We start from the raw sequence: 17,658 nt of genomic DNA on the forward strand, positions 1-17,658 counted from the left end.
ATCAATCCGCCTTCTTGTGCTCGAGGATCACGGCATTGAGGAACAGCCAGAACCCGATGAAGCTGGCAAAGTAGAGGAAGTCCCGCGCCGAGATGACGCCGCGGGTGAAGCCGGCGAAGCGCTCGTTGATGGAGACGCCCCGCGCCACATCCGCCAGGATCGGCAGGTTGGCCGAGAGGAACTCGGTCACGACGGGCGAGCCCGCGGCGGCGAAGAGGAAGCAGCCGGCCACGGCCAGCACGAAGGCGATCACCTGGTTGCGCGTCAGCGCCGAGATGGCCGCGCCGATCGCGAGATAGGCGCCGGCCACCAGCAGGCAGCCTAGATAGCCGCTCAGGATCACGCCGTTATCCGGCTGGCCGAGGAAATTGACCGTGAGCCAGAGCGGAAAGGTCAGCGCCAGGGCCACGGCGCAGAAGGCCCAGGCCGCCAGAAACTTGCCGACGACCGCCTGGCCGGAGGTGATGGGCAGCGTCAGCAGCAGCTCGATGGTGCCGAGGCGCCGCTCCTCGGCCCAGAGGCGCATGGTCAGCGCCGGGACCAGGAAGAGGAAGAGCCAGGGGACGAAGCTGAAGAAGGGGATCAGGTCCGCCTGTCCTCGGGTGAAGAAGCCGCCGAGGGTGAAGGTCAGCGACCCCGCCAGGACCAGGAAGATCACGATGAAGACGGTGGCGACGGGCGTCGCGAAATAGGCGGCGAATTCGCGCCGGGCGACGGTAAGGGCCGGCATCATGCCGCTTCTCCGAGGGTGAGGGCGCGGAAGACGTCGTCCATGGAGCGGCCGTCGCGCACCAGCTCGGCAGGCGTGGCATCGGCCAGGACGCGGCCGCGGGCGATGATGATGGCCCGCGTGCAGACGGCGGCCACCTCCTCGAGGATATGGGTCGAGATGATGATGGCCTTCTCCGGCGCCATCTCGCGGATCAGCTCGCGCACCTCGTGCTTCTGGTTGGGGTCCAGGCCGTCGGTCGGCTCGTCGAGCACCAGGACGGGCGGCGAGTGCAGCAGCGCCTGGGCCAGGCCGACGCGGCGCTTGAAGCCCTTGGACAGCGTCTCGATCGGCTGCAGGCGGACCCCGTCCAGCTGGGTGCGCGACATGGCGATGGCCACCCGGTCGTCCATCTCGGAGCCACGGAAGCCGCGGATCCGGGCGCAGAAGGACAGGAAGTCGATCACCGACATCTCGGGATAGGTCGGCGCGCCCTCGGGCAGGAAGCCCAGTTCGCGTTTGGCGGCGATCGGTTTCTCGACGATGTCCTGGCCGCAGATGCGCGCGGTGCCCGCGCTGGGCAGCATGAAGCCCGCCAGCATGCGCATGGTCGTGGACTTGCCGGCGCCGTTCGGCCCCAGGAAGCCGACCACCTCGCCCCTGGCGACGGAGAAAGTCACGTCGTCCACGGCGGTGAAGCTGCCGAATTTCCTGGTCAGCCCCTCGATCTCGATGAGTGCGGTCAATCCAGATCTCCCAATCGGGTCATCGGTTTACCCCGGGGGGCGGGGTTTTCAAGTCGCGGCCCGTTCATCCGGCCGCCAGGATCGCCACGGCGTCGAGCTTGTCGAAGAGGCGCAGCAGCACGCGTGCGGCCATGCCCCTTGGTGTCGTGAGGTCCGGGTCGCGCTGGAGAAGCAGCTCCGCATCCTTCGCGCCCATCTCGATGAGCTCCCGCTGGCGGCGCTCGGCGGCCGAGTCCTCCTCGCCGCGCAGGCCGAGCTTGAAGAGGGCCTGACCCGCCTGGCGGGTGCCCAGCGCCTCGCCGCCGCCGCGGAGGCGGAGGTCCTCCTCGGCGATGACGAAGCCGTCCTCGGTGTCGCGCAGGATCAGGAGGCGCTCCTTCTCCCGCTCGGACAGATGCTCGGAATGGACCAGCAGGCAGGAGGAGGGCTTTTCCCCGCGCCCGACGCGGCCGCGCAGCTGGTGCAGGGCGGAAAGCCCGAAGCGCTCGGCCTGCTCGATCAGGATGATGGTGGCCTCGGGCACGTCCACGCCCACCTCGATGACGGTGGTCGCGACCAGGATCTGCGTCCGGCCGGTGGCGAAGTCGGAGAGCGCGGCCTCGCGCACTTCCACCTCCAGCTCCCCATGGGCGAGGCCGACCTTGCCGGGGAAGCGCTCGGAGAGTTCGGCGAAGCGGGTCTCGGCGGCGATGCTGTCGTCGTGGTCGCCGCCGGTGATGGCGCGGACGACCCAATAGGCGCGCTCGCCGCGCTCCAGCGCCGCGGCCATGCGGGCTGTGATCTCCTCCAGCCTTGCGCCGCTGGCGAGGCGGGTGGCGATGGGCTGCCGTCCCGCCGGCTTCTGCGAGATGCGGCTGACCTGCATCTCGCCCCATTGGGTCAGCTGGAGCGTGCGGGGGATGGGCGTCGCGGTCATGACCAGCATGTCCACGTCGGCGCCCTTGCGCGCGAGCTCCAGCCGCTGGGCCACGCCGAAGCGATGCTGCTCGTCCACCACCGCGAGGCCGAGGTCCTCGAAATCCACCGCCTCCTGGAACAGGGCATGGGTGCCGACCACGATGGGCAGCGAGCCGTCCGCCAGGGCCGCCAGCACGCGCCGCCGCTCGGCGCCCTTTACGCTGCCGGCCAGCAGCGCCACCGGCACCGGGCAGAGCTTCTGCAGCGTCCGCGCATGCTGGCGGGCGAGGATTTCGGTCGGCGCCATCAGCGCGGCCTGGGCGCCGGCCTCGACGGCCTGGAGCATGGCCAGCACCGCCACCAGCGTCTTGCCCGAGCCCACATCACCCTGGAGCAGCCGCAGCATGCGGTGGGGCGCGGAAAGGTCGGCCTCGATCTCGGCGACGGCGCGGGCCTGGTCGGTGGTGGGGGGAAAGCCGAAGGCGGCAAGGGCCTGGTGCCGCAGGCTGCCGTCGCCGCTCAGTGCGCGGCCGGGCGCATCCCGTCGGCGTCGGCGCAGCAGGCCGAGCGCGATCTGCCCGGCCAGGATCTCGTCATAGGCCAGCCTTTCCCACGGCTTTGCCGTCGTCCGGGTGACGGGGGCGTGCAGCGCGCGCAGGGCTTCGGCGAAGGGGGGCCATTGCTCCCGCCGCATCAGCGGCGCGTCGTGCCATTCCGGAAGGTCGGGAAGTCGCTCCAGGGCAGCCTTCATGGCCGGTGCCATATGGCCGCGATGAAGGCCCTCGGTCAGCGTCCAGACGGCCTCCAGCAAGGGCAGGGCCTCTTCGGTCGCCGCCACGTCGGGGCTGATGCAGGACCAGGCCTCGCCCTCGGGCCGGATGCGGCCGGAGATGAAGCGGCTTTCGCCCCGGGGCAGCAGCCGCTCGATCCAGCCGAGGTTGGACTGCATGAAGCGCAGCGTGACCTCTTCCCCCGTCCGCACCTCGATGTAGCGGCGGGAGGCGCGGCTCATGGCCGAGCGGAAGGAAAGGGGCGTCACCTGCAGAACCGAATCGACATCCGCCGCCGCCTCGGAGGGGTGGGCGATGCGCCGGCGCTCGGCCACGCGGTCGGGCAGGTGGAAAAGAAGGTCGAGCACGCGCGGGCCGCCGCAGGCCTTTTCCAGCAGCAGCGCCCGCTTGGGGCCGACGCCGGGAAGGGAATGCAGGGGTTCGAAGAGCCCTCCGAGGAGGCCCGAGAGGCTGACAGTCTGGCTCACGCGGGCCTATATGCCACTCGTGACGAGTCCTGACGAAACCCCCCTTGAGTCCCCTGGGCTTCCGCCCCGCCAGCGCCGGATGCTGTTCCGGGCCCTGCATCGCGGCACCAAGGAGTGCGATCTGATGCTGGGCGGCTTCGTAAGCCAGCACATTGCCGGAATGTCCGAGTCGGAACTGGCAGAGCTGGAGCTGATCCTGGAGATGCCCGACGTGGACCTCACGGACTGGCTCTCGGGCCGCCAGCCGTTGCCGCAGGAGGCGAGGGGGCCGCTGATGGATCGCCTCATGGCCGCGGTGGCCCGCCCCGGATCGGGCCTGCCGGACCATCTGCGATGAGTGGGGGAGGGGCTCCCGCCGGCCTCGACGTCTATGGCGCCCCCGAGGGCTACGACGCGCTCCTCCTGCGCCAGCGCCGGGTCGAGAGCCAGGAGCCGGTTATCCATGTCTGCCGGGACGATGCGCGCATGGCCCGGCTCGCCGACGCGCTCGGCTTCTTCATGCCCGAGGCCGAGATCCTGCGCCTGCCGGCCTGGGACTGCCTGCCCTATGACCGCGTTTCCCCCAATCCCGAGCTGGTGGCCGAGCGTGTCGCGACCCTCGCCGAGCTGACCACCAAAGCCACCAAGCCGCGCATCGTGCTGACCACGGTGAACGCGCTGGTCCAGAAGGTGCCGCCGCGCGAGGCCTTCCAGGGATCGGCGCTGCTGCTGCGCAAGGGCGGGCGGGCCGAGATCGAGGAGGTTACGCGCTTCCTGGATTCCAACGGCTACAACCGCACCGGCACCGTGATGGAGCCCGGCGAATACGCCGTGCGCGGCGGCATCCTGGACCTCTTTCCCTCCGGCGAGAGCGAACCGGTGCGCCTGGACCTCTTCGGTGACGAGATCGAGAGCATCCGCCGGCTCGACACGGGAACCCAGCGCAGCGGCGCCGCGCTCGACCGGCTGACCCTGCGCCCGGTGGGGGAGGTTTTTCTCGATCCGCCCTCCATCGAGCGCTTCCGGGCGCAGTACCGCGAGCTCTTCGGCAATGCCGCCGCCGAGGACCCGCTCTACGTCTCCATCAGCGCGGGGCGGCGGCATCCGGGCATGGAGCACTGGGCCGGTCTCTTCCATGATCACATGGAGACGCTGCTCGACTACCTGCCCGGCGCCTCGGTCAGCCTCGACGCCCAGGCGCAGGACGCGCTTTCCGCCCGCCTCGAGATGATCGAGGACCATTACGAGGCCAGGCGCATCCCCGCGCGGATCAGCGAGGGCGAGGTGCCCTACCGGCCGGCGCCGCCGAAGGTGCTCTACCTGGATCAGGCCGGCTGGGACCGCATGCTCGCCGGCGGCAAGCGGCTCAATTTCTCGCCCTTCCACAAGCCCGACGGCGCGCCCGGCTATGATGCCGGCGGCCGCGCCGGCCGGCTCTTCACCGAGATCCGACAGGCGGGCGAAAACCTCTTCTCCGCCTATGGTGCCCATGCCGAGACCGAGCGCGGCCGTGGCCGGCAGCCCATGCTGGCCGCCTGGACGCGCGGCTCGCGCGAGCGGCTGGTGACGCTGCTGCGGGAGAACCGCGTCGCGGCCGAGCCCGTCGAGGATTTCTACGCCTTCCAGAAGCTGAAGCCCGGCACGGTCGGCGTCGGCATCCTGGGGCTGGAGCGCGGCTTCTCCGCCGAGCACCTCTCCATCACCGCCGAACAGGACCTGCTGGGCGAGCGCATCGCCCGGCCGCCCCGCCGCAAGAAGCGCGCGGACCAGTTCATTGCCGACGCCACCCAGATCGAGGTGGGCGACCTGCTGGTCCATCAGGACCACGGCATCGGGCGCTATGACGGCCTCGCCACCATCGAGGTCAGCGGCGCGCCGCATGACTGCCTGCGGATGATCTATGACGGCGGCGACAAGCTCTTCGTCCCCGTCGAGAATATCGAGATACTTTCCCGGTTTGGCAGCGAGACGGCGGGGGTCGCGCTCGACAAGCTGGGCGGCGCCTCCTGGCAGGCGCGCAAGTCCAAGGCCAAGCAACGCATCGCCGACATGGCGGCGGCGCTGATCCGCATCGCGGCCGAGCGGCACACCCGCGAGGCGCCCATCATGGCGCCGCAGGAAGGCACCTGGGACGAGTTCTGCGCCCGCTTCCCCTATGCCGAGACCGAGGACCAGGCGCGCGCCATCGCCGACGTGCTGGAGGACCTTGCGGCCGGCAAGCCGATGGACCGCCTCATCTGCGGCGATGTGGGCTTCGGCAAGACGGAGGTGGCGCTCCGCGCCGCCTTCACCGTGGCCATGGCCGGGGTCCAGGTGGCCGTGGTGGTTCCCACGACGTTGCTTGCCCGCCAGCACCACCGCACCTTCACCGCGCGCTTCGCCGGCATGCCGGTGCGCGTCGCGCAGCTCAGCCGCATGGTGACGGGCAAGGAGGCGGCCGCCGTGAAGGCGGGCATCGCCGACGGGTCCATCGACATCGTGGTCGGCACCCATGCGCTGTTGGGCAAGACGATCCAGTTCGCCGATCTCGGCCTCGTCATCGTCGACGAGGAGCAGCACTTCGGCGTGAAGCACAAGGAGCGCCTGAAGGAGCTCCAGGCCGGCGTCCATGTGCTGACGCTGACCGCAACCCCCATTCCGCGCACCCTGCAGCTGGCGCTCTCCGGCGTGCGGGAGATGAGCGTGATCGCGACCCCGCCGGTGGACCGCCTGGCCGTGCGCACCTTCATCATGCCCTGGGACAGCCTCGTCCTGCGCGAGGCCGTGCAGCGCGAGCGCTTCCGCGGCGGCCAGATCTTCTGCGTCGTGCCCCGCATCGAGGACATGCAGCGCATGTCCGAGCGCCTCGCGGAGATCGCGCCCGAGGCCCGTGTCGTCCAGGCCCATGGCCGCCTGGCGCCGACCGAGCTCGAGCAGGTCATGACCGAATTCGGCGACGGCAAGTACGACATCCTGCTGGCGACCAACATCGTCGAGAGCGGGCTGGACATGCCGGCGGTGAACACGCTGTTCATCCACCGCGCCGACATGTTCGGCCTCGGCCAGCTCTACCAGCTGCGCGGCCGCGTGGGCCGCGGCAAGCAGCGCGGCTATGCCTATCTGACCTGGCCGCCGCACCATCGCCTCTCGCCCACGGCGCAGAAGCGGCTGGAGGTGATGCAGACGCTGGACAATCTCGGCGCCGGCTTCACGCTGGCGAGCCACGACCTCGACATCCGCGGCGCGGGCAACCTGCTGGGCGAGGAGCAGTCGGGCCAGATCCGCGAAGTCGGCATCGAGCTCTACCAGGAGATGCTGGAGGAGGCCGTCGCCGACCTGCGCGCCGGCTCCCGCAAGCATCGCGAGAGCGAGGGCAACTTCACCCCGCAGATCAACCTCGGCCTGCCGGTGCTGATCCCCGAGGCCTATGTGCAGGAGCTACCCGTGCGGCTCGGCCTGTACCGGCGCATCGGCGCGCTGGTGACCGATGCCGAGGTCGAGGCGATCGCCGCCGAACTGGCGGACCGCTTCGGCCCCATCCCGGTGGAGGTCGAGAATCTGCTCCAGGTCGTGGCGCTGAAGCTGCAATGCCGCGCGGCGGGGGTCGAGAAGGTGGATGCGGGGCCGAAGGGCGTGGTGGTGGCCTTCCACAAGAACCGCTTCGCCAATCCGGCCGGTCTGGTGGCCTGGGTGTCGAGCCAGAAGGGCCTCGTCAGCCTGCGCCCCGACCACAAGCTGGCCCTGCTGCGGGAACTGCCCTTCGAGGCGCGCGTGAAGGCGGCGCGAGGGCTCGTGGCGAAGCTGCTGGAAGTGGCGCTGCAGGCGCAGGCGGCCTGAAGGGGAAACCTGAGGGGGGAGGGCGGCCAGCCCTCCCGATCGATCAGAACCCGACGCCGAAGCGCAGGCCGAGGGTATTCAGCCCCTGGTTCTCGCGGGCCAGGCCGGCATTCGACATGTGGTCGAGGAACAGCGACACCGAGTAGCGCGGCGTGAACTGGTAGCCGATCTCCCCGCCCACGCGGAACAGCAGGCTGCTGCCGAGGGATTTCCGGTCGGCCACATGGCTGTAGCGCAGCCCGTCATGCACCGCGCCGCCGCCGAAGAAGTCGAAGCGGATGGCGTCGCCGCGACGGAAGACGTCGCGGGCGATGGGCACGCTCCAGGTCAGGCCGAAATAGCCGGAGCTGGTATTGCCCGAGGTATTGGCCGTGAAGCCCAGATGCGGGCGCGGCGTGGCCAGCCAGCGCCAGCCGGGCGAGAGGCCCTCGCCCCAGCTGCGCGGCACGGGGGTCACGAAAAGCAGCTCGCCGTTGATGTCGAGCCCGGATTCACGGCCGTTGAGGAAGGACGGATCATGCCAGGTCAGCCCTCCGCGCAGCTCGCTGAGCCAGGTCTCCACTGTCAGGCCCGCATGCATTCGCGGCAGGACCTCCTGCGACCGGGCCATCGCCGGACTCAGGGCCAGGAAGGTGACGAGGGAAAGACGGGAGGCCCAGCGCCAGGCGGCGGGAGGGAAGGCAGGAAGGGGAAAACCCACGCTGAACTCCCGGACAAATCGAGGCATTGAGGAGGTTGATAGGCATGCATTTGATGCCAGGGACTTATCCTGCAATGTTTCGCGTCCGCGCCGCCGTAACTATTTGTGAGGCGGGCCTTTCAGAAGGCGAGGGCGACCTCGATGAGCCGCTCCAGCACCTCGGGCTCCTGCGCCCCGGCGATGGCATGCTCGCCATTGACCAGGAAGCACGGCACCCCGTTGATCCCGAGCCGATGGGCGCGGAGGTTCTCCAGGTGCACCCACTCCATCTCGCCCGGCCCGGCCAGGAAGCGCAGCGCGGCATCGGCGTCGAAGCCCTGCTCGCCGGCCAGCATGGCGAGGGTGGGGTGGTGGCCGATATCCAGCCCGTCGCAGAAATAGGCGGAGAAGATCCGCTCCACGAGCAGGTCGACATTGTCCTGGCGGGAAGCCCAGCGCAGCAGCCGGTGGCCGTCGAGGCTCGCCGGGATGCGGCGGACCAGGTCGAAGCGGAAGTTGATCCCCTCTGCCCGGCCGAGATCGGTGATGGTGCCGTGCAGGCGGCGCGCCCGATCCTCGCCGCCGAACTTCCGGGTCAGCCAGTCCTGCCGGGGAATCCCGCCGGGGGCGATCTCCGGGTTCAGCAGGAAGGGGCGCCACTGCAGTTCGGGCTGGATGTCGTGCCGCCCCGCCAGGACGCGCATCAGCCGCCGGATGCCGAGGTAGCACCAGGGGCAGACGAGGTCGAAGACGACCTCGATGGGCAGTCGCGGCCGGGGTGGGGCGAGGACGTTCACATGCGCATTGTAGCGCAAGCTCGTTCCGGGCAAAGAGTCTGTGATGGAATCCAAAGAACAGCTGGCGCGGCTGGTCGCCCTCGTTGCTGCGGCGGCCCTCGCGGCCGGCTGCTTCTTCGTGCTGAAGCCTTTCCTGTCGTCCCTCCTCTGGGCGATCATCCTGGTCTTCTGCACCTGGCCGGCCTACCGCCTGCTGACCGACCGCCTGAAGCTCGGCCCCAACACGGCCGCCGTGGTCATGGTGGTCGCCGAATTCCTTGTGATCGGCCTGCCCCTCGTCTTCGCGACGCCGACGAGCCGCGAGGATATCGACGGTATCCGCAACTGGATCGAGCGCCTCTTCACCGACGGGCTGCCGGACCTGTCGGGCGTCTTCCACGCCATCCCCTTCGTGGGCGAGTACCTGAACAACTGGTGGACCGCCCTGGCCGGCGATACTTCCAGGTTCGTCGGGCTCTTCCGGCCCTATGCGGGGACGATCGCGCAGGCGGCGCTGGGCGTGCTTCTCACCGTGCTCTCGGGCATCGCGGAGATGCTGATCGCCATCCTGCTCGCCTTCTTCTTCTATCGGGACGGCGCGGCCATCGCGAAACACGCCTATGCCCTGCTGGAGCGGGTGGCGGGCGAACGGGCCCGGCCGCTCTGGGACCTCACGGGCAATGTGACGCGGGGCGTGGTCTACGGGCTGCTGGGTACCGCGGTTGTGCAGGGCTTCATGACCTTCATCGGCCTCTGGATCTCCGGCGTGCCGCAGCCGGTGCTGCTGGGCGTGATCGCCGGCGTCATCTCGATCCTGCCGGTGGGCGCGCCGCTGGTCTGGCTGCCGGCCGCCATCTGGCTGATGGCCTCGGGCAGCATCGGCTGGGGCATCTTCATGCTGGTCTACGGCGCGGCCGGCATCTCGTCCGTCGATAACTTCATCCGCCCCTGGCTGATCGCCCGCGGCGCCGATCTTCCACTGCTGCTGACCATCCTGGGCGCGCTGGGCGGCGTCTTCGCCTTCGGTTTCCTGGGACTGTTCCTGGGGCCCGTCCTGCTCGCGCTCGGCTACACGCTCATCAAGGATTGGGCGATCGGCCATCGCGAGAATCCTTCCACGGAGCCTCCACAGCCCGTATAGCGGAAGAAGCCGGGCAACGATCCCGGGCAGGGGGACGAAAAGGAATGAGACTGTTGCGGATGGCGGCCCTGGCCGCCGCGCTGACTGGTATTCTTGCCTCGGCCGGCATGGCGCGCACGGTGCGCTGGGCTGCCAGCGGCGATCCGAACACCATGGATCCCCACAGTCAGAACGTGGGCACCGTCACCATGGTGTTGCAGCAGATCTACGACAGCATGATCCAGCGCAACCGGCAGCTCGGCCTCGAGCCGGGGTTGGCCGCGGCCTGGCGGCAGGAGGAACCGAACCGCTGGCGCTTCACGCTGCGGGAGGGCGTGCGCTTCCATGAGGGCGAGACCTTCACCAGCGACGACGTCGTCTTCAGCATCACCCGTGCCCTGGCCCCCACGAGCAACTTCGGCATCTTCGTCGACACCATCGATCGCGCCGTGGCGGTCGATGCGCTGACCGTCGACATCATCACCAAGGCGCCGGACCCCATCCTGCCCAACAAGCTGGCCAGCGTGATGATGATGTCGCGCAGCTGGAGCGAGCGGAACAACGCCGCGCGCCCGCAGAACACGCGCCAGCGGGAGGAGATGTTCACCACCCGCAACACCAACGGCACGGGTGCCTATCGCCTCCAGTCGCGCGAGCCCGATGTGCGGACGGTGCTGGCGCGCAACACGGGCTGGTGGGGCTGGCAGGTGCCTACCAATAACGGGAACATCGACGAGATCGTCTTCCGGCCCATCGCCTCGGATGCCACGCGGATCGCGGCGCTGCTGTCGAACGAGATCGATTTCGTGCTGGACCCGCCGCTCCAGGACCTGCAGCGACTGCGCAGCCAGAACGCCCTGCGCGTGCTCGAAGGCCCGGAGGTGCGGACCGTCTTCCTCGCCATGGACACGGCGCGCGACGAGCTCCTTTATTCCAATGTCCAGGGCCGCAACCCCTTCCGGGACCTGCGCGTGCGGCAGGCGCTCTATCACGCGATCGACATCGCCGCGATCCATCGGACGACCATGCGCGGGCAGAGCGTGCCCACCGGGACCCTCTTCCCTGAGCAGGTGAATGGCTGGGCGCGCGAGGAGGATGTGCGCCTGCCCTTCGACGCGGCGCGGGCGCGGGCCCTGCTTACCGAGGCCGGCTATCCGAACGGCTTCGAGGTCACGCTCGACTGCCCGAACAATCGCTACATCAACGACGAGCAGATCTGCCAGGCGGTCGCGGCCATGTGGGCGCGGGTCGGCGTGCGGACGCGGGTGAACTCGCTGCCGCTCGGGCCCTTCTTCGCTAAGATCCAGCGCGACGACACCAGCCTCTATTTGCTGGGCTGGGGCGTGCCGACGCTGGACGCCCTCTATTCCTTCCAGTCGCTCATCGCCACGCGGAACGGGGCGCAGGGCGACGGCATCTGGAATTATGGCCGCTACTCCAATCCGCGCATGGACGAGCTGATCCAGCGCATGAAGGTGGAGACCGGCGACACCCGGATGGCCACCATCCGCGAGGCACTGCACCTGTATCGCGAGGACGTGCCGAGCATCCCGCTGCACCATCAGATGATCCCCTGGGCGCTGCGGTCGAACCTGCAGATCCCGCACATGGCCAACAACCAGCCCTATTTCCGATGGGCGGTGATGAACTGATGCTCCGTCACCGCGAGGCCGCCGCCTGATGTTCTCCTTCATCGTCTCGCGTATCCTCCAGGCCTTGCCGGTGATGTTCGTGGTCTCCCTGATCTCCTTCGCCATGTTCGCCTATGTGGGCGACCCGGTGGCGATCATGCTGGGGCAGGACTTCACGGAGGCGCAGCGGGTCGCGCTGGTGCGTGACCTCGGGTTGGACGAGCCCTTCTTCGTGCAGTTCGCGAAATTCGTCGGCAATGCGATGCAGGGCGAGTTCGGGCTTTCCTATCGGCTCTCGCGGCCGGTCGCCGAGCTGATCGCCGAGCGCGCGCCCGCCACGCTGGAACTGGCCTTCAGCGCCGCCCTCATCTCGCTGGCCGTGGGCGTGCCGATGGGCATCTACACCGGCCTCTTCCGCCATTCCTGGCTCAGCCGCTTCCTGCTGACCTTCAGCCTGGTCGGCGTCTCCCTGCCGACCTTCCTCATCGGCATCCTGCTCATCCTGGTCTTCAGTGTCTGGCTGGGCTGGCTGCCCAGCTTCGGCCGTGGTGACGTGGTGCGGATCGGCTGGTGGAGCTCAGGCTTCTTCACTGTTTCGGGCCTCAAGGCGATGATCCTGCCGGCCATCACGCTCGGTCTGCTGCAGTTGACCCTGATCATGCGCCTGGTGCGCAGCGAGATGATGGAAGTGCTGCGGACGGACTACATCAAATTCGCCCGCGCCCGCGGCCTGCCCAATCGGGCGATCTATTTCGGCCATGCGCTGAAGAACACGCTGGTGCCGGTGATCACCATCGCGGGCCTGCAGCTCGGCTCCATCATCGCCTTCGCCATCGTCACCGAGACGGTGTTCCAGTGGCCGGGCATGGGGCTGCTCTTCATCCAGAGCGTGGGCGCGGCCGATATTCCCGTCATGGCGGCCTATCTCATGCTGATCGCGGTCGTCTTCGTGACCATCAACCTGATCGTGGACCTGCTTTACTACGCGGTGGACCCGCGGCTGCGCACGGGCCGGGGGGCCGGGCACTGATGGCATCCCAGGACATGGCGGTGCGCTTCCGCAGGGGAGGCGCCCGGTGAAGGCCTTCTTCGATTCCGACATCTGGTGGAGCTTCACCCGATCGCCCGTCGTGGTGCTCTCGGCGATCGTCGCGCTCGTCTGCATCATCGGCGCTGTCTTCTCGCCGCTGATCGCGCCGCATAATCCCTTCGATCTCGCCTCCCTCCAGCTGATGGACGCCTTCAAGCCGCCCTCCTGGGAGGCCGAGGGCGATCCCCTCTACCTGCTCGGCACCGACGACCAGGGGCGGGACATGCTCTCCGCCATCATGTTCGGCGCGCGCGTCTCGCTGATGGTGGGCTTCTGCGCGGTGATCTTCTCGACCGTGGTCGGCGTCACGGTGGGGCTGGTCGCGGGCTATATGGGAGGCAAGGTGGACGCGCTGCTGATGCGCATCGCCGATATCCAGCTGACCTTTCCCTCGATCCTCGTGGCGCTGCTGGTGGACGGCGTGGTCCGCGCCGCCGTGCCGCGCGAGGTGCACGACCAGATCGCGCTCTTCGTCGTGATCTTCGCGATCGGCATCTCCAACTGGCCGCAATTCGCCCGGACGGTGCGCGGCTCCACGCTGGTGGAACGCAACAAGGAATATGTGCAGGCGGCCCGGGTGATCGGGCTTTCGCCGCTGCGGATCATGCGCAGCCACGTGCTGCCCAACGTCATGTCGCCGGTGCTGGTGATCGCGACGCTGAACCTGAGCTTCGCGATCCTGGCCGAGGCCACGCTCTCCTTCCTCGGCGTCGGCGTGCCGCCGACGCAGCCCTCACTCGGCACGCTTATCCGCATCGGCAACGACTTCCTGTTCAGCGGCGAGTGGTGGATCGCGATCTTCCCGGGCATCGCGCTGATCGTGATGGTGCTCTCCGTCAACCTGCTGGGCGATTGGCTGCGCGACGCCCTCAACCCGAAGCTCCGCTGACATGTCGCTGCTGCAAGTGAAGAATCTGCGCGTCGAATTCCCCACGCGGCGCGGGACATTGGTGGCGCTGGACGACGTCTCCTTCGAGATCGCGCCGGGCGAGGTGCTGGGCGTTGTCGGCGAGAGCGGTGCCGGGAAGTCGATGACGGGCGCGGCCATCATCGGGCTGCTGGAGCCGCCGGGCCGCATCGCCTCAGGCGAAATTCTTCTCGAGGGGCGCCGCATCGACAACCTGCCCTACGAGAAGATGCGCCGCATCCGCGGGCGCGAGATCGGCACCATCTTCCAGGACCCGTTGACCACGCTGAACCCGCTCTACACCATCGGCAGGCAGCTGGTGGAGACCATCACCACGCACCTGCCGGTGGGCCCGGGCGAGGCGCGGGAAAAAGCGATCGGCTGGCTGGAGCTGGTCGGCATCCCCGCCGCGCGCGAGCGCATCGACAGCTATCCCCACGAATTCTCGGGCGGCATGCGCCAGCGCGTCGTCATCGCGTTGGCCCTTTGCGCCGAGCCCAAGCTCATCGTGGCCGACGAGCCCACCACGGCGCTGGACGTCTCCATCCAGGCGCAGGTCATCGCCATGCTGAAGACCCTCGCGCGGGAGAAGGGGACGGCCATGATGCTGGTGACGCACGACATGGGCGTCATCGCCGAGACGGCCGACCGCGTGGCCGTGATGTATGCCGGCCGCATCAGCGAGATCGGGCCCGTGCGCCAGCTGGTGCGCCATGCGCGGCATCCCTATTCGCAGGGGTTGATGGGCTCCATCCCGCCACTCGACCGGCGCGTGGAGAGGCTCCAGCAGATCGACGGCGCCATGCCGCGGCTTTCCGCCATCCCAAGGGGCTGCGCCTTCAACCCGCGCTGCCCCCGAGTCTTCGACCGCTGCCTCGTCGAGCGGCCGGAGCTCATGGATGCCGGAACCACCCGCGCCTCCTGCTGGCTCTACGCCGAGGGCGCGCCGGCATGAGCGCCGGACCGATGCTCGAGGTGCAGAACGTCGCGCGGCATTTCGATGTCTCGAAGCCGGTGCTCCAGCGGCTGATCGCCCGGGAGGGCCGCCGCACCCTGCGCGCGGTGGACGGCATTTCCTTCGATATCCCGACCGGCACGACGCTGAGCCTTGTGGGAGAATCCGGCTGCGGAAAATCCACCGTCGCCCGCCTCGTCGTCGGCCTCTACGGCCCAAGCTTCGGCAAGGTGCTCTTCGACGGGCAGGACCTCGCAAAGGCGCGGGCGGATTCCGCGCAGCGCAGCCGCATGCAGATGATCTTCCAGGATCCCTATGCCTCGCTGAACCCGCGCTGGCGGGTGGTCGACATCGTGGCCGAGCCGATCCGCGCCTTCCGGCTGCTGAAGGGCAAGAAGGCCATTCTCGCCCGCGTCGGCGAATTGCTCACCCAGGTGGGCCTCTCGCCGCTGGACGGTCAGAAATATCCGCACGAATTCTCGGGCGGCCAGCGCCAGCGCATCTCCATCGCCCGCGCGCTGAGCTCCAACCCGGAATTCCTGGTCTGCGACGAGCCAACCTCCGCGCTCGATGTCTCGGTGCAGGCGCAGATCCTGAACCTGATGAAAGAGCTGCAGCAGCGGCTGGGCCTCACCTACCTCTTCATCAGCCATAACCTCGCCGTTGTGCGGCAGGTCAGCGACCGCATCGGGGTCATGTACCTGGGCAAGCTGGTGGAGCTCGCGCCGGCGGAATCGCTCTTCGAACGGCCGCGCCATCCGTATACGCGGGCCCTGATGGAGGCGATTCCCGATCTGGAGATGACGGGCCGTCAGCGCATCCCCGTGGGCGGCGAGGTTCCGAGCCCGATCTCGCCCCCGCCCGGATGCACCTTCCATCCGCGCTGCCCGCTCGCCAACGACCGCTGCCGCGTGGAGGTGCCCGTGATGAAAGCGGCCCTGGACGGGATGGTGGCATGCCATGCCGTCGAGGAAGAGCGGGACTGACAGCCCATCGGAAAGTGGCAGCGTCCCGCCTAAAAGCCCGCGGCGGGTCGACATAACATTATACGGCGGTTTATCCCTCGCCGCTCAAGGGAGCCGTTGCTCCCCATGAAGGGAAGAACTTGATGAAACGCCGCGATCTGGCGCGTGGCCTCGTTGCCGCGCCCCTCCTGTCCACCATGGCGACCGCCCAGACCACCTGGAACCCAGACCGCCCCGTCCGCTTTGTCGTCGGCTTCGCCGCCGGCGGCAGCACCGACACCTCGGGCCGCGTGGTCGCGGAAGCGATCTCCGGCGCGCTGGGTCAGCCCGTCGTGGTGGAGAACCGGGTCGGCGCCTCGGGTAACATCGGCTCTGAATTCGTCGCCCGCAGCGCGCCGGACGGCCAGACCTTCATCGTGGCCTCGGTCGGCACGCATGCGACGAACCAGTTCCTGTTCCGCAACATGGGCTTCCATGTCATCCGGGACTTCACGCCGGTCTCGCTCGTGGTGATCAGCGGCGCGCTGATGGCGATCCACCCCTCGGTGCCCGCGCAGAACCTCGCGGAGTTCATCGCCTACGCGAAGGCCAATCCGGGCAAGCTGAACATGGGCACCAGCGGCCCGGGCAGCACGCAGCACTTCGCCGGCGCGCTCTTCGAGCAGAAGGCGGGCGTCCAGTTCACGCATGTCCCCTATCGCGGCGGCGCCCCGGCGATGTCCGACCTCATCGCGGGCCGGCTCGACGTGATCTTCGCGCCGCTGCCGGAGGTGCTGCCCTTCGTGCAGTCCGGCCAGGTGCGTCCGCTGGGCGTCACGCGGCCCGAGCGCATGCCGGCGGTGCCGAACCTACCCGCGATCGCGGAGACCGTTCCCGGCTACGACTTCAGCGGCTGGATCGGCATCTTCGGCCCGGCTGGCCTGCCGCAGCCGATCGTGCAGCGCGTTTCCGCGGCGATCGCCGAGGCGGTGCGCAAGCCCCAGACCCAGGCGCGGCTGGAGCAGCTGGGCTACATCCCCGTCGGCGGCACGGCGGAGGCCCTCGCTGAGCGTCAGCGGGTCGACTACGCGCTGATGGAAGAGCTCGTCCGCGTCACGGGCGCCACCGCGGAGTAAAGAGGTTTGGGGCTTCGCTTTCCGGCGAGGCCCGATGCCAGAGACGAAAACGGGGCCGTGGCGATGGGTTCGCCACGGCCCCGTTGCTTTTGCGGCGTCAGCTTACCGCCGGTTGATGCAGGCGCCCGCGTCCTGCGCGGCCATCCCGGTCTTGAAGGCCTGCACGCGCTGGGCGCTGCTGCCATGGGTGAAGCTCTCGGGCACCACCTGGCCGCGACCGCCGCGGGATTGGAGCCGGTCGTCGCCCACCGCCGCCGCCGCGGCCATTCCCTCTTCGATGTCGCCGTCTTCCAGGATATTGCGCATCTCGTTCGCGCGCCGGGCCCAGAAGCCCGCCAGGCAATCGGCCATCAGCTCCGTCCGGACCGAGATGACATTGGCGTCCCGCTGGCTCGACTGCCGCTGCGCCTGCTGGTTCCGCGACAGGATGCCGAGCTGGTTCTGCACGTGGTGCCCGATCTCATGGGCCACGACATAGGCCTGCGCGAAGTCGCCCGGCGCGCCCAGCCGCTGCGACATTTCCCGGAAGAAGCTGAGATCGAGGTAAACGCGCTGGTCGTTCGGGCAGTAGAAGGGCCCCATCGCCGATTGCGCCACGCCGCAGCCCGACTGCACACCGCCCGAGAAGAGGACGAGCCGGGGGGCGACATATTGCCGCCCGGCGCGCCGGAATTCGGCGGTCCAGACGTCCTCGGTGCTGGCGAGCACGCGGCTGACGAAGCGGACCGAGGGATCGGTGGCCGGGTCGCCCGGCGCGCGCGCCTGCTGCTGCGGTTCTTCCTGGTAGCTGGAGCCCGGCATGCCGCCGCCTTCCAGCTGGCCCAGGATCACGCCGGGATCGACGCCCATGAGCAGGGAGATGACGATGACGGCCACCAGGCCGAGGCCGCCGATCCCGCCGGCCCCGCCGATGGAGATGCCGCCGCCCCGGCCGCCACCAAGGCCGCCGCCTCCGCGACGATCCTCGACGTTCGCGCTTTCGCGCTCATTGTCCATCCGCACGGTGCAGGTCCTC

15 protein-coding genes are annotated in these 17,658 nt (G+C 68.9%); 9 read left to right on the forward strand and 6 right to left on the reverse strand.

Annotation, left to right across the window (positions count from 1 at the left end; all coding sequences use genetic code 11):
• Position 1 precedes the first annotated feature (1 nt).
• The 3 genes from KHU32_RS17840 to recG form a co-directional block, all read right to left on the reverse strand.
• Entirely contained in the window at positions 2-733 is a 732-nt protein-coding gene (locus tag KHU32_RS17840) for an ABC transporter permease subunit (RefSeq protein ID WP_213671499.1), read from the reverse strand.
• Positions 730-1,455 carry an ABC transporter ATP-binding protein gene (locus KHU32_RS17845; protein WP_213671500.1) on the reverse strand — a complete coding sequence of 242 codons (726 nt, stop codon included), beginning with the start codon at positions 1,453-1,455 and terminating at the stop codon, positions 730-732. The genes KHU32_RS17840 and KHU32_RS17845 overlap by 4 nt, the downstream gene beginning before the upstream one ends.
• A gap of 64 nt (positions 1,456-1,519) precedes the next feature.
• Positions 1,520-3,610, reverse strand: coding sequence for an ATP-dependent DNA helicase RecG (gene recG, locus KHU32_RS17850; RefSeq protein ID WP_213671501.1), 2,091 nt, complete (start codon positions 3,608-3,610; stop codon positions 1,520-1,522).
• Between the two features lie 79 nt (positions 3,611-3,689).
• On the opposite strand from recG, the gene KHU32_RS17855 reads away from it, so the two are divergent.
• Positions 3,690-3,947 (forward strand): succinate dehydrogenase assembly factor 2, encoded by a 258-nt coding sequence (locus tag KHU32_RS17855; RefSeq protein ID WP_249681280.1) that lies wholly within the window; start codon positions 3,690-3,692, stop codon positions 3,945-3,947.
• On the forward strand, positions 3,944-7,405 hold the full coding sequence (mfd, locus tag KHU32_RS17860) for a transcription-repair coupling factor (protein ID WP_213671503.1): 3,462 nt from the start codon (positions 3,944-3,946) through the stop codon (positions 7,403-7,405). Before KHU32_RS17855 ends, mfd begins: the two co-directional genes overlap by 4 nt.
• A 43-nt stretch (positions 7,406-7,448) precedes the next feature.
• Here the strand turns inward: mfd and KHU32_RS17865 are convergent, their stop codons facing one another.
• Positions 7,449-8,105, reverse strand: a complete 657-nt coding sequence (locus KHU32_RS17865; RefSeq protein WP_213671504.1) for an acyloxyacyl hydrolase — start codon at positions 8,103-8,105, stop codon at positions 7,449-7,451.
• Between the two features lie 119 nt (positions 8,106-8,224).
• Positions 8,225-8,899, reverse strand: a complete 675-nt coding sequence (locus KHU32_RS17870; RefSeq protein ID WP_249681282.1) for a DsbA family oxidoreductase — start codon at positions 8,897-8,899, stop codon at positions 8,225-8,227.
• Positions 8,900-8,924: 25 nt separating this feature from the next.
• Here KHU32_RS17870 and KHU32_RS17875 point away from each other — a divergent pair, with 25 nt between their 5' ends.
• The 7 genes from KHU32_RS17875 to KHU32_RS17905 all read left to right on the forward strand — a co-directional run bounded on the left by KHU32_RS17875 (position 8,925) and on the right by KHU32_RS17905 (position 16,643).
• Positions 8,925-10,001 carry an AI-2E family transporter gene (locus KHU32_RS17875; protein WP_213671506.1) on the forward strand — a complete coding sequence of 359 codons (1,077 nt, stop codon included), beginning with the start codon at positions 8,925-8,927 and terminating at the stop codon, positions 9,999-10,001.
• A gap of 44 nt (positions 10,002-10,045) precedes the next feature.
• Positions 10,046-11,632, forward strand: coding sequence for an ABC transporter substrate-binding protein (locus tag KHU32_RS17880; RefSeq protein ID WP_213671507.1), 1,587 nt, complete (start codon positions 10,046-10,048; stop codon positions 11,630-11,632).
• Between the two features lie 28 nt (positions 11,633-11,660).
• Complete coding sequence (locus KHU32_RS17885; RefSeq protein WP_213671508.1) at positions 11,661-12,641, forward strand: ABC transporter permease; 981 nt, start codon at positions 11,661-11,663, stop codon at positions 12,639-12,641.
• A gap of 46 nt (positions 12,642-12,687) precedes the next feature.
• The gene (locus KHU32_RS23160) at positions 12,688-13,590 is read left to right on the forward strand and encodes an ABC transporter permease (protein WP_314072041.1); all 903 of its coding nucleotides are present in this window, start codon (positions 12,688-12,690) and stop codon (positions 13,588-13,590) included.
• A 1-nt stretch (position 13,591) separates the two neighbouring features.
• Positions 13,592-14,563 carry an ABC transporter ATP-binding protein gene (locus tag KHU32_RS17895; protein WP_213671509.1) on the forward strand — a complete coding sequence of 324 codons (972 nt, stop codon included), beginning with the start codon at positions 13,592-13,594 and terminating at the stop codon, positions 14,561-14,563.
• Positions 14,560-15,549, forward strand: coding sequence for an ABC transporter ATP-binding protein (locus KHU32_RS17900; RefSeq protein ID WP_213671510.1), 990 nt, complete (start codon positions 14,560-14,562; stop codon positions 15,547-15,549). Before KHU32_RS17895 ends, KHU32_RS17900 begins: the two co-directional genes overlap by 4 nt.
• A gap of 122 nt (positions 15,550-15,671) precedes the next feature.
• Complete coding sequence (locus KHU32_RS17905; RefSeq protein WP_213671511.1) at positions 15,672-16,643, forward strand: Bug family tripartite tricarboxylate transporter substrate binding protein; 972 nt, start codon at positions 15,672-15,674, stop codon at positions 16,641-16,643.
• A 102-nt stretch (positions 16,644-16,745) separates the two neighbouring features.
• Here KHU32_RS17905 and ypfJ read toward each other — a convergent pair whose 3' ends face one another.
• On the reverse strand, positions 16,746-17,639 hold the full coding sequence (gene ypfJ, locus KHU32_RS17910) for a KPN_02809 family neutral zinc metallopeptidase (protein ID WP_249681369.1): 894 nt from the start codon (positions 17,637-17,639) through the stop codon (positions 16,746-16,748).
• Between the last annotated feature and the right edge of the window lie 19 nt (positions 17,640-17,658).

Source organism: Roseococcus pinisoli (assembly GCF_018413645.1).
In the GTDB taxonomy this organism is placed as follows: domain Bacteria; phylum Pseudomonadota; class Alphaproteobacteria; order Acetobacterales; family Acetobacteraceae; genus Roseococcus; species Roseococcus pinisoli.

Excerpts from the sequence above, each read along its gene's own strand:
- KHU32_RS17840 (WP_213671499.1), bottom strand. The coding sequence starts at position 733 with ATGATGCCGGCCCTTACCGTCGCCCGGCGCGAATTCGCCGCCTATTTC.
- KHU32_RS17855 (WP_249681280.1), top strand. The coding sequence starts at position 3,690 with ATGCTGTTCCGGGCCCTGCATCGCGGCACCAAGGAGTGCGATCTGATG.
- mfd (WP_213671503.1), top strand. The coding sequence starts at position 3,944 with ATGAGTGGGGGAGGGGCTCCCGCCGGCCTCGACGTCTATGGCGCCCCC.
- KHU32_RS17875 (WP_213671506.1), top strand. The coding sequence starts at position 8,925 with ATGGAATCCAAAGAACAGCTGGCGCGGCTGGTCGCCCTCGTTGCTGCG.
- KHU32_RS17880 (WP_213671507.1), top strand. The coding sequence starts at position 10,046 with ATGAGACTGTTGCGGATGGCGGCCCTGGCCGCCGCGCTGACTGGTATT.
- KHU32_RS17885 (WP_213671508.1), top strand. The coding sequence starts at position 11,661 with ATGTTCTCCTTCATCGTCTCGCGTATCCTCCAGGCCTTGCCGGTGATG.
- KHU32_RS17895 (WP_213671509.1), top strand. The coding sequence starts at position 13,592 with ATGTCGCTGCTGCAAGTGAAGAATCTGCGCGTCGAATTCCCCACGCGG.
- KHU32_RS17900 (WP_213671510.1), top strand. The coding sequence starts at position 14,560 with ATGAGCGCCGGACCGATGCTCGAGGTGCAGAACGTCGCGCGGCATTTC.
- KHU32_RS17905 (WP_213671511.1), top strand. The coding sequence starts at position 15,672 with ATGAAACGCCGCGATCTGGCGCGTGGCCTCGTTGCCGCGCCCCTCCTG.
- ypfJ (WP_249681369.1), bottom strand. The coding sequence starts at position 17,639 with ATGGACAATGAGCGCGAAAGCGCGAACGTCGAGGATCGTCGCGGAGGC.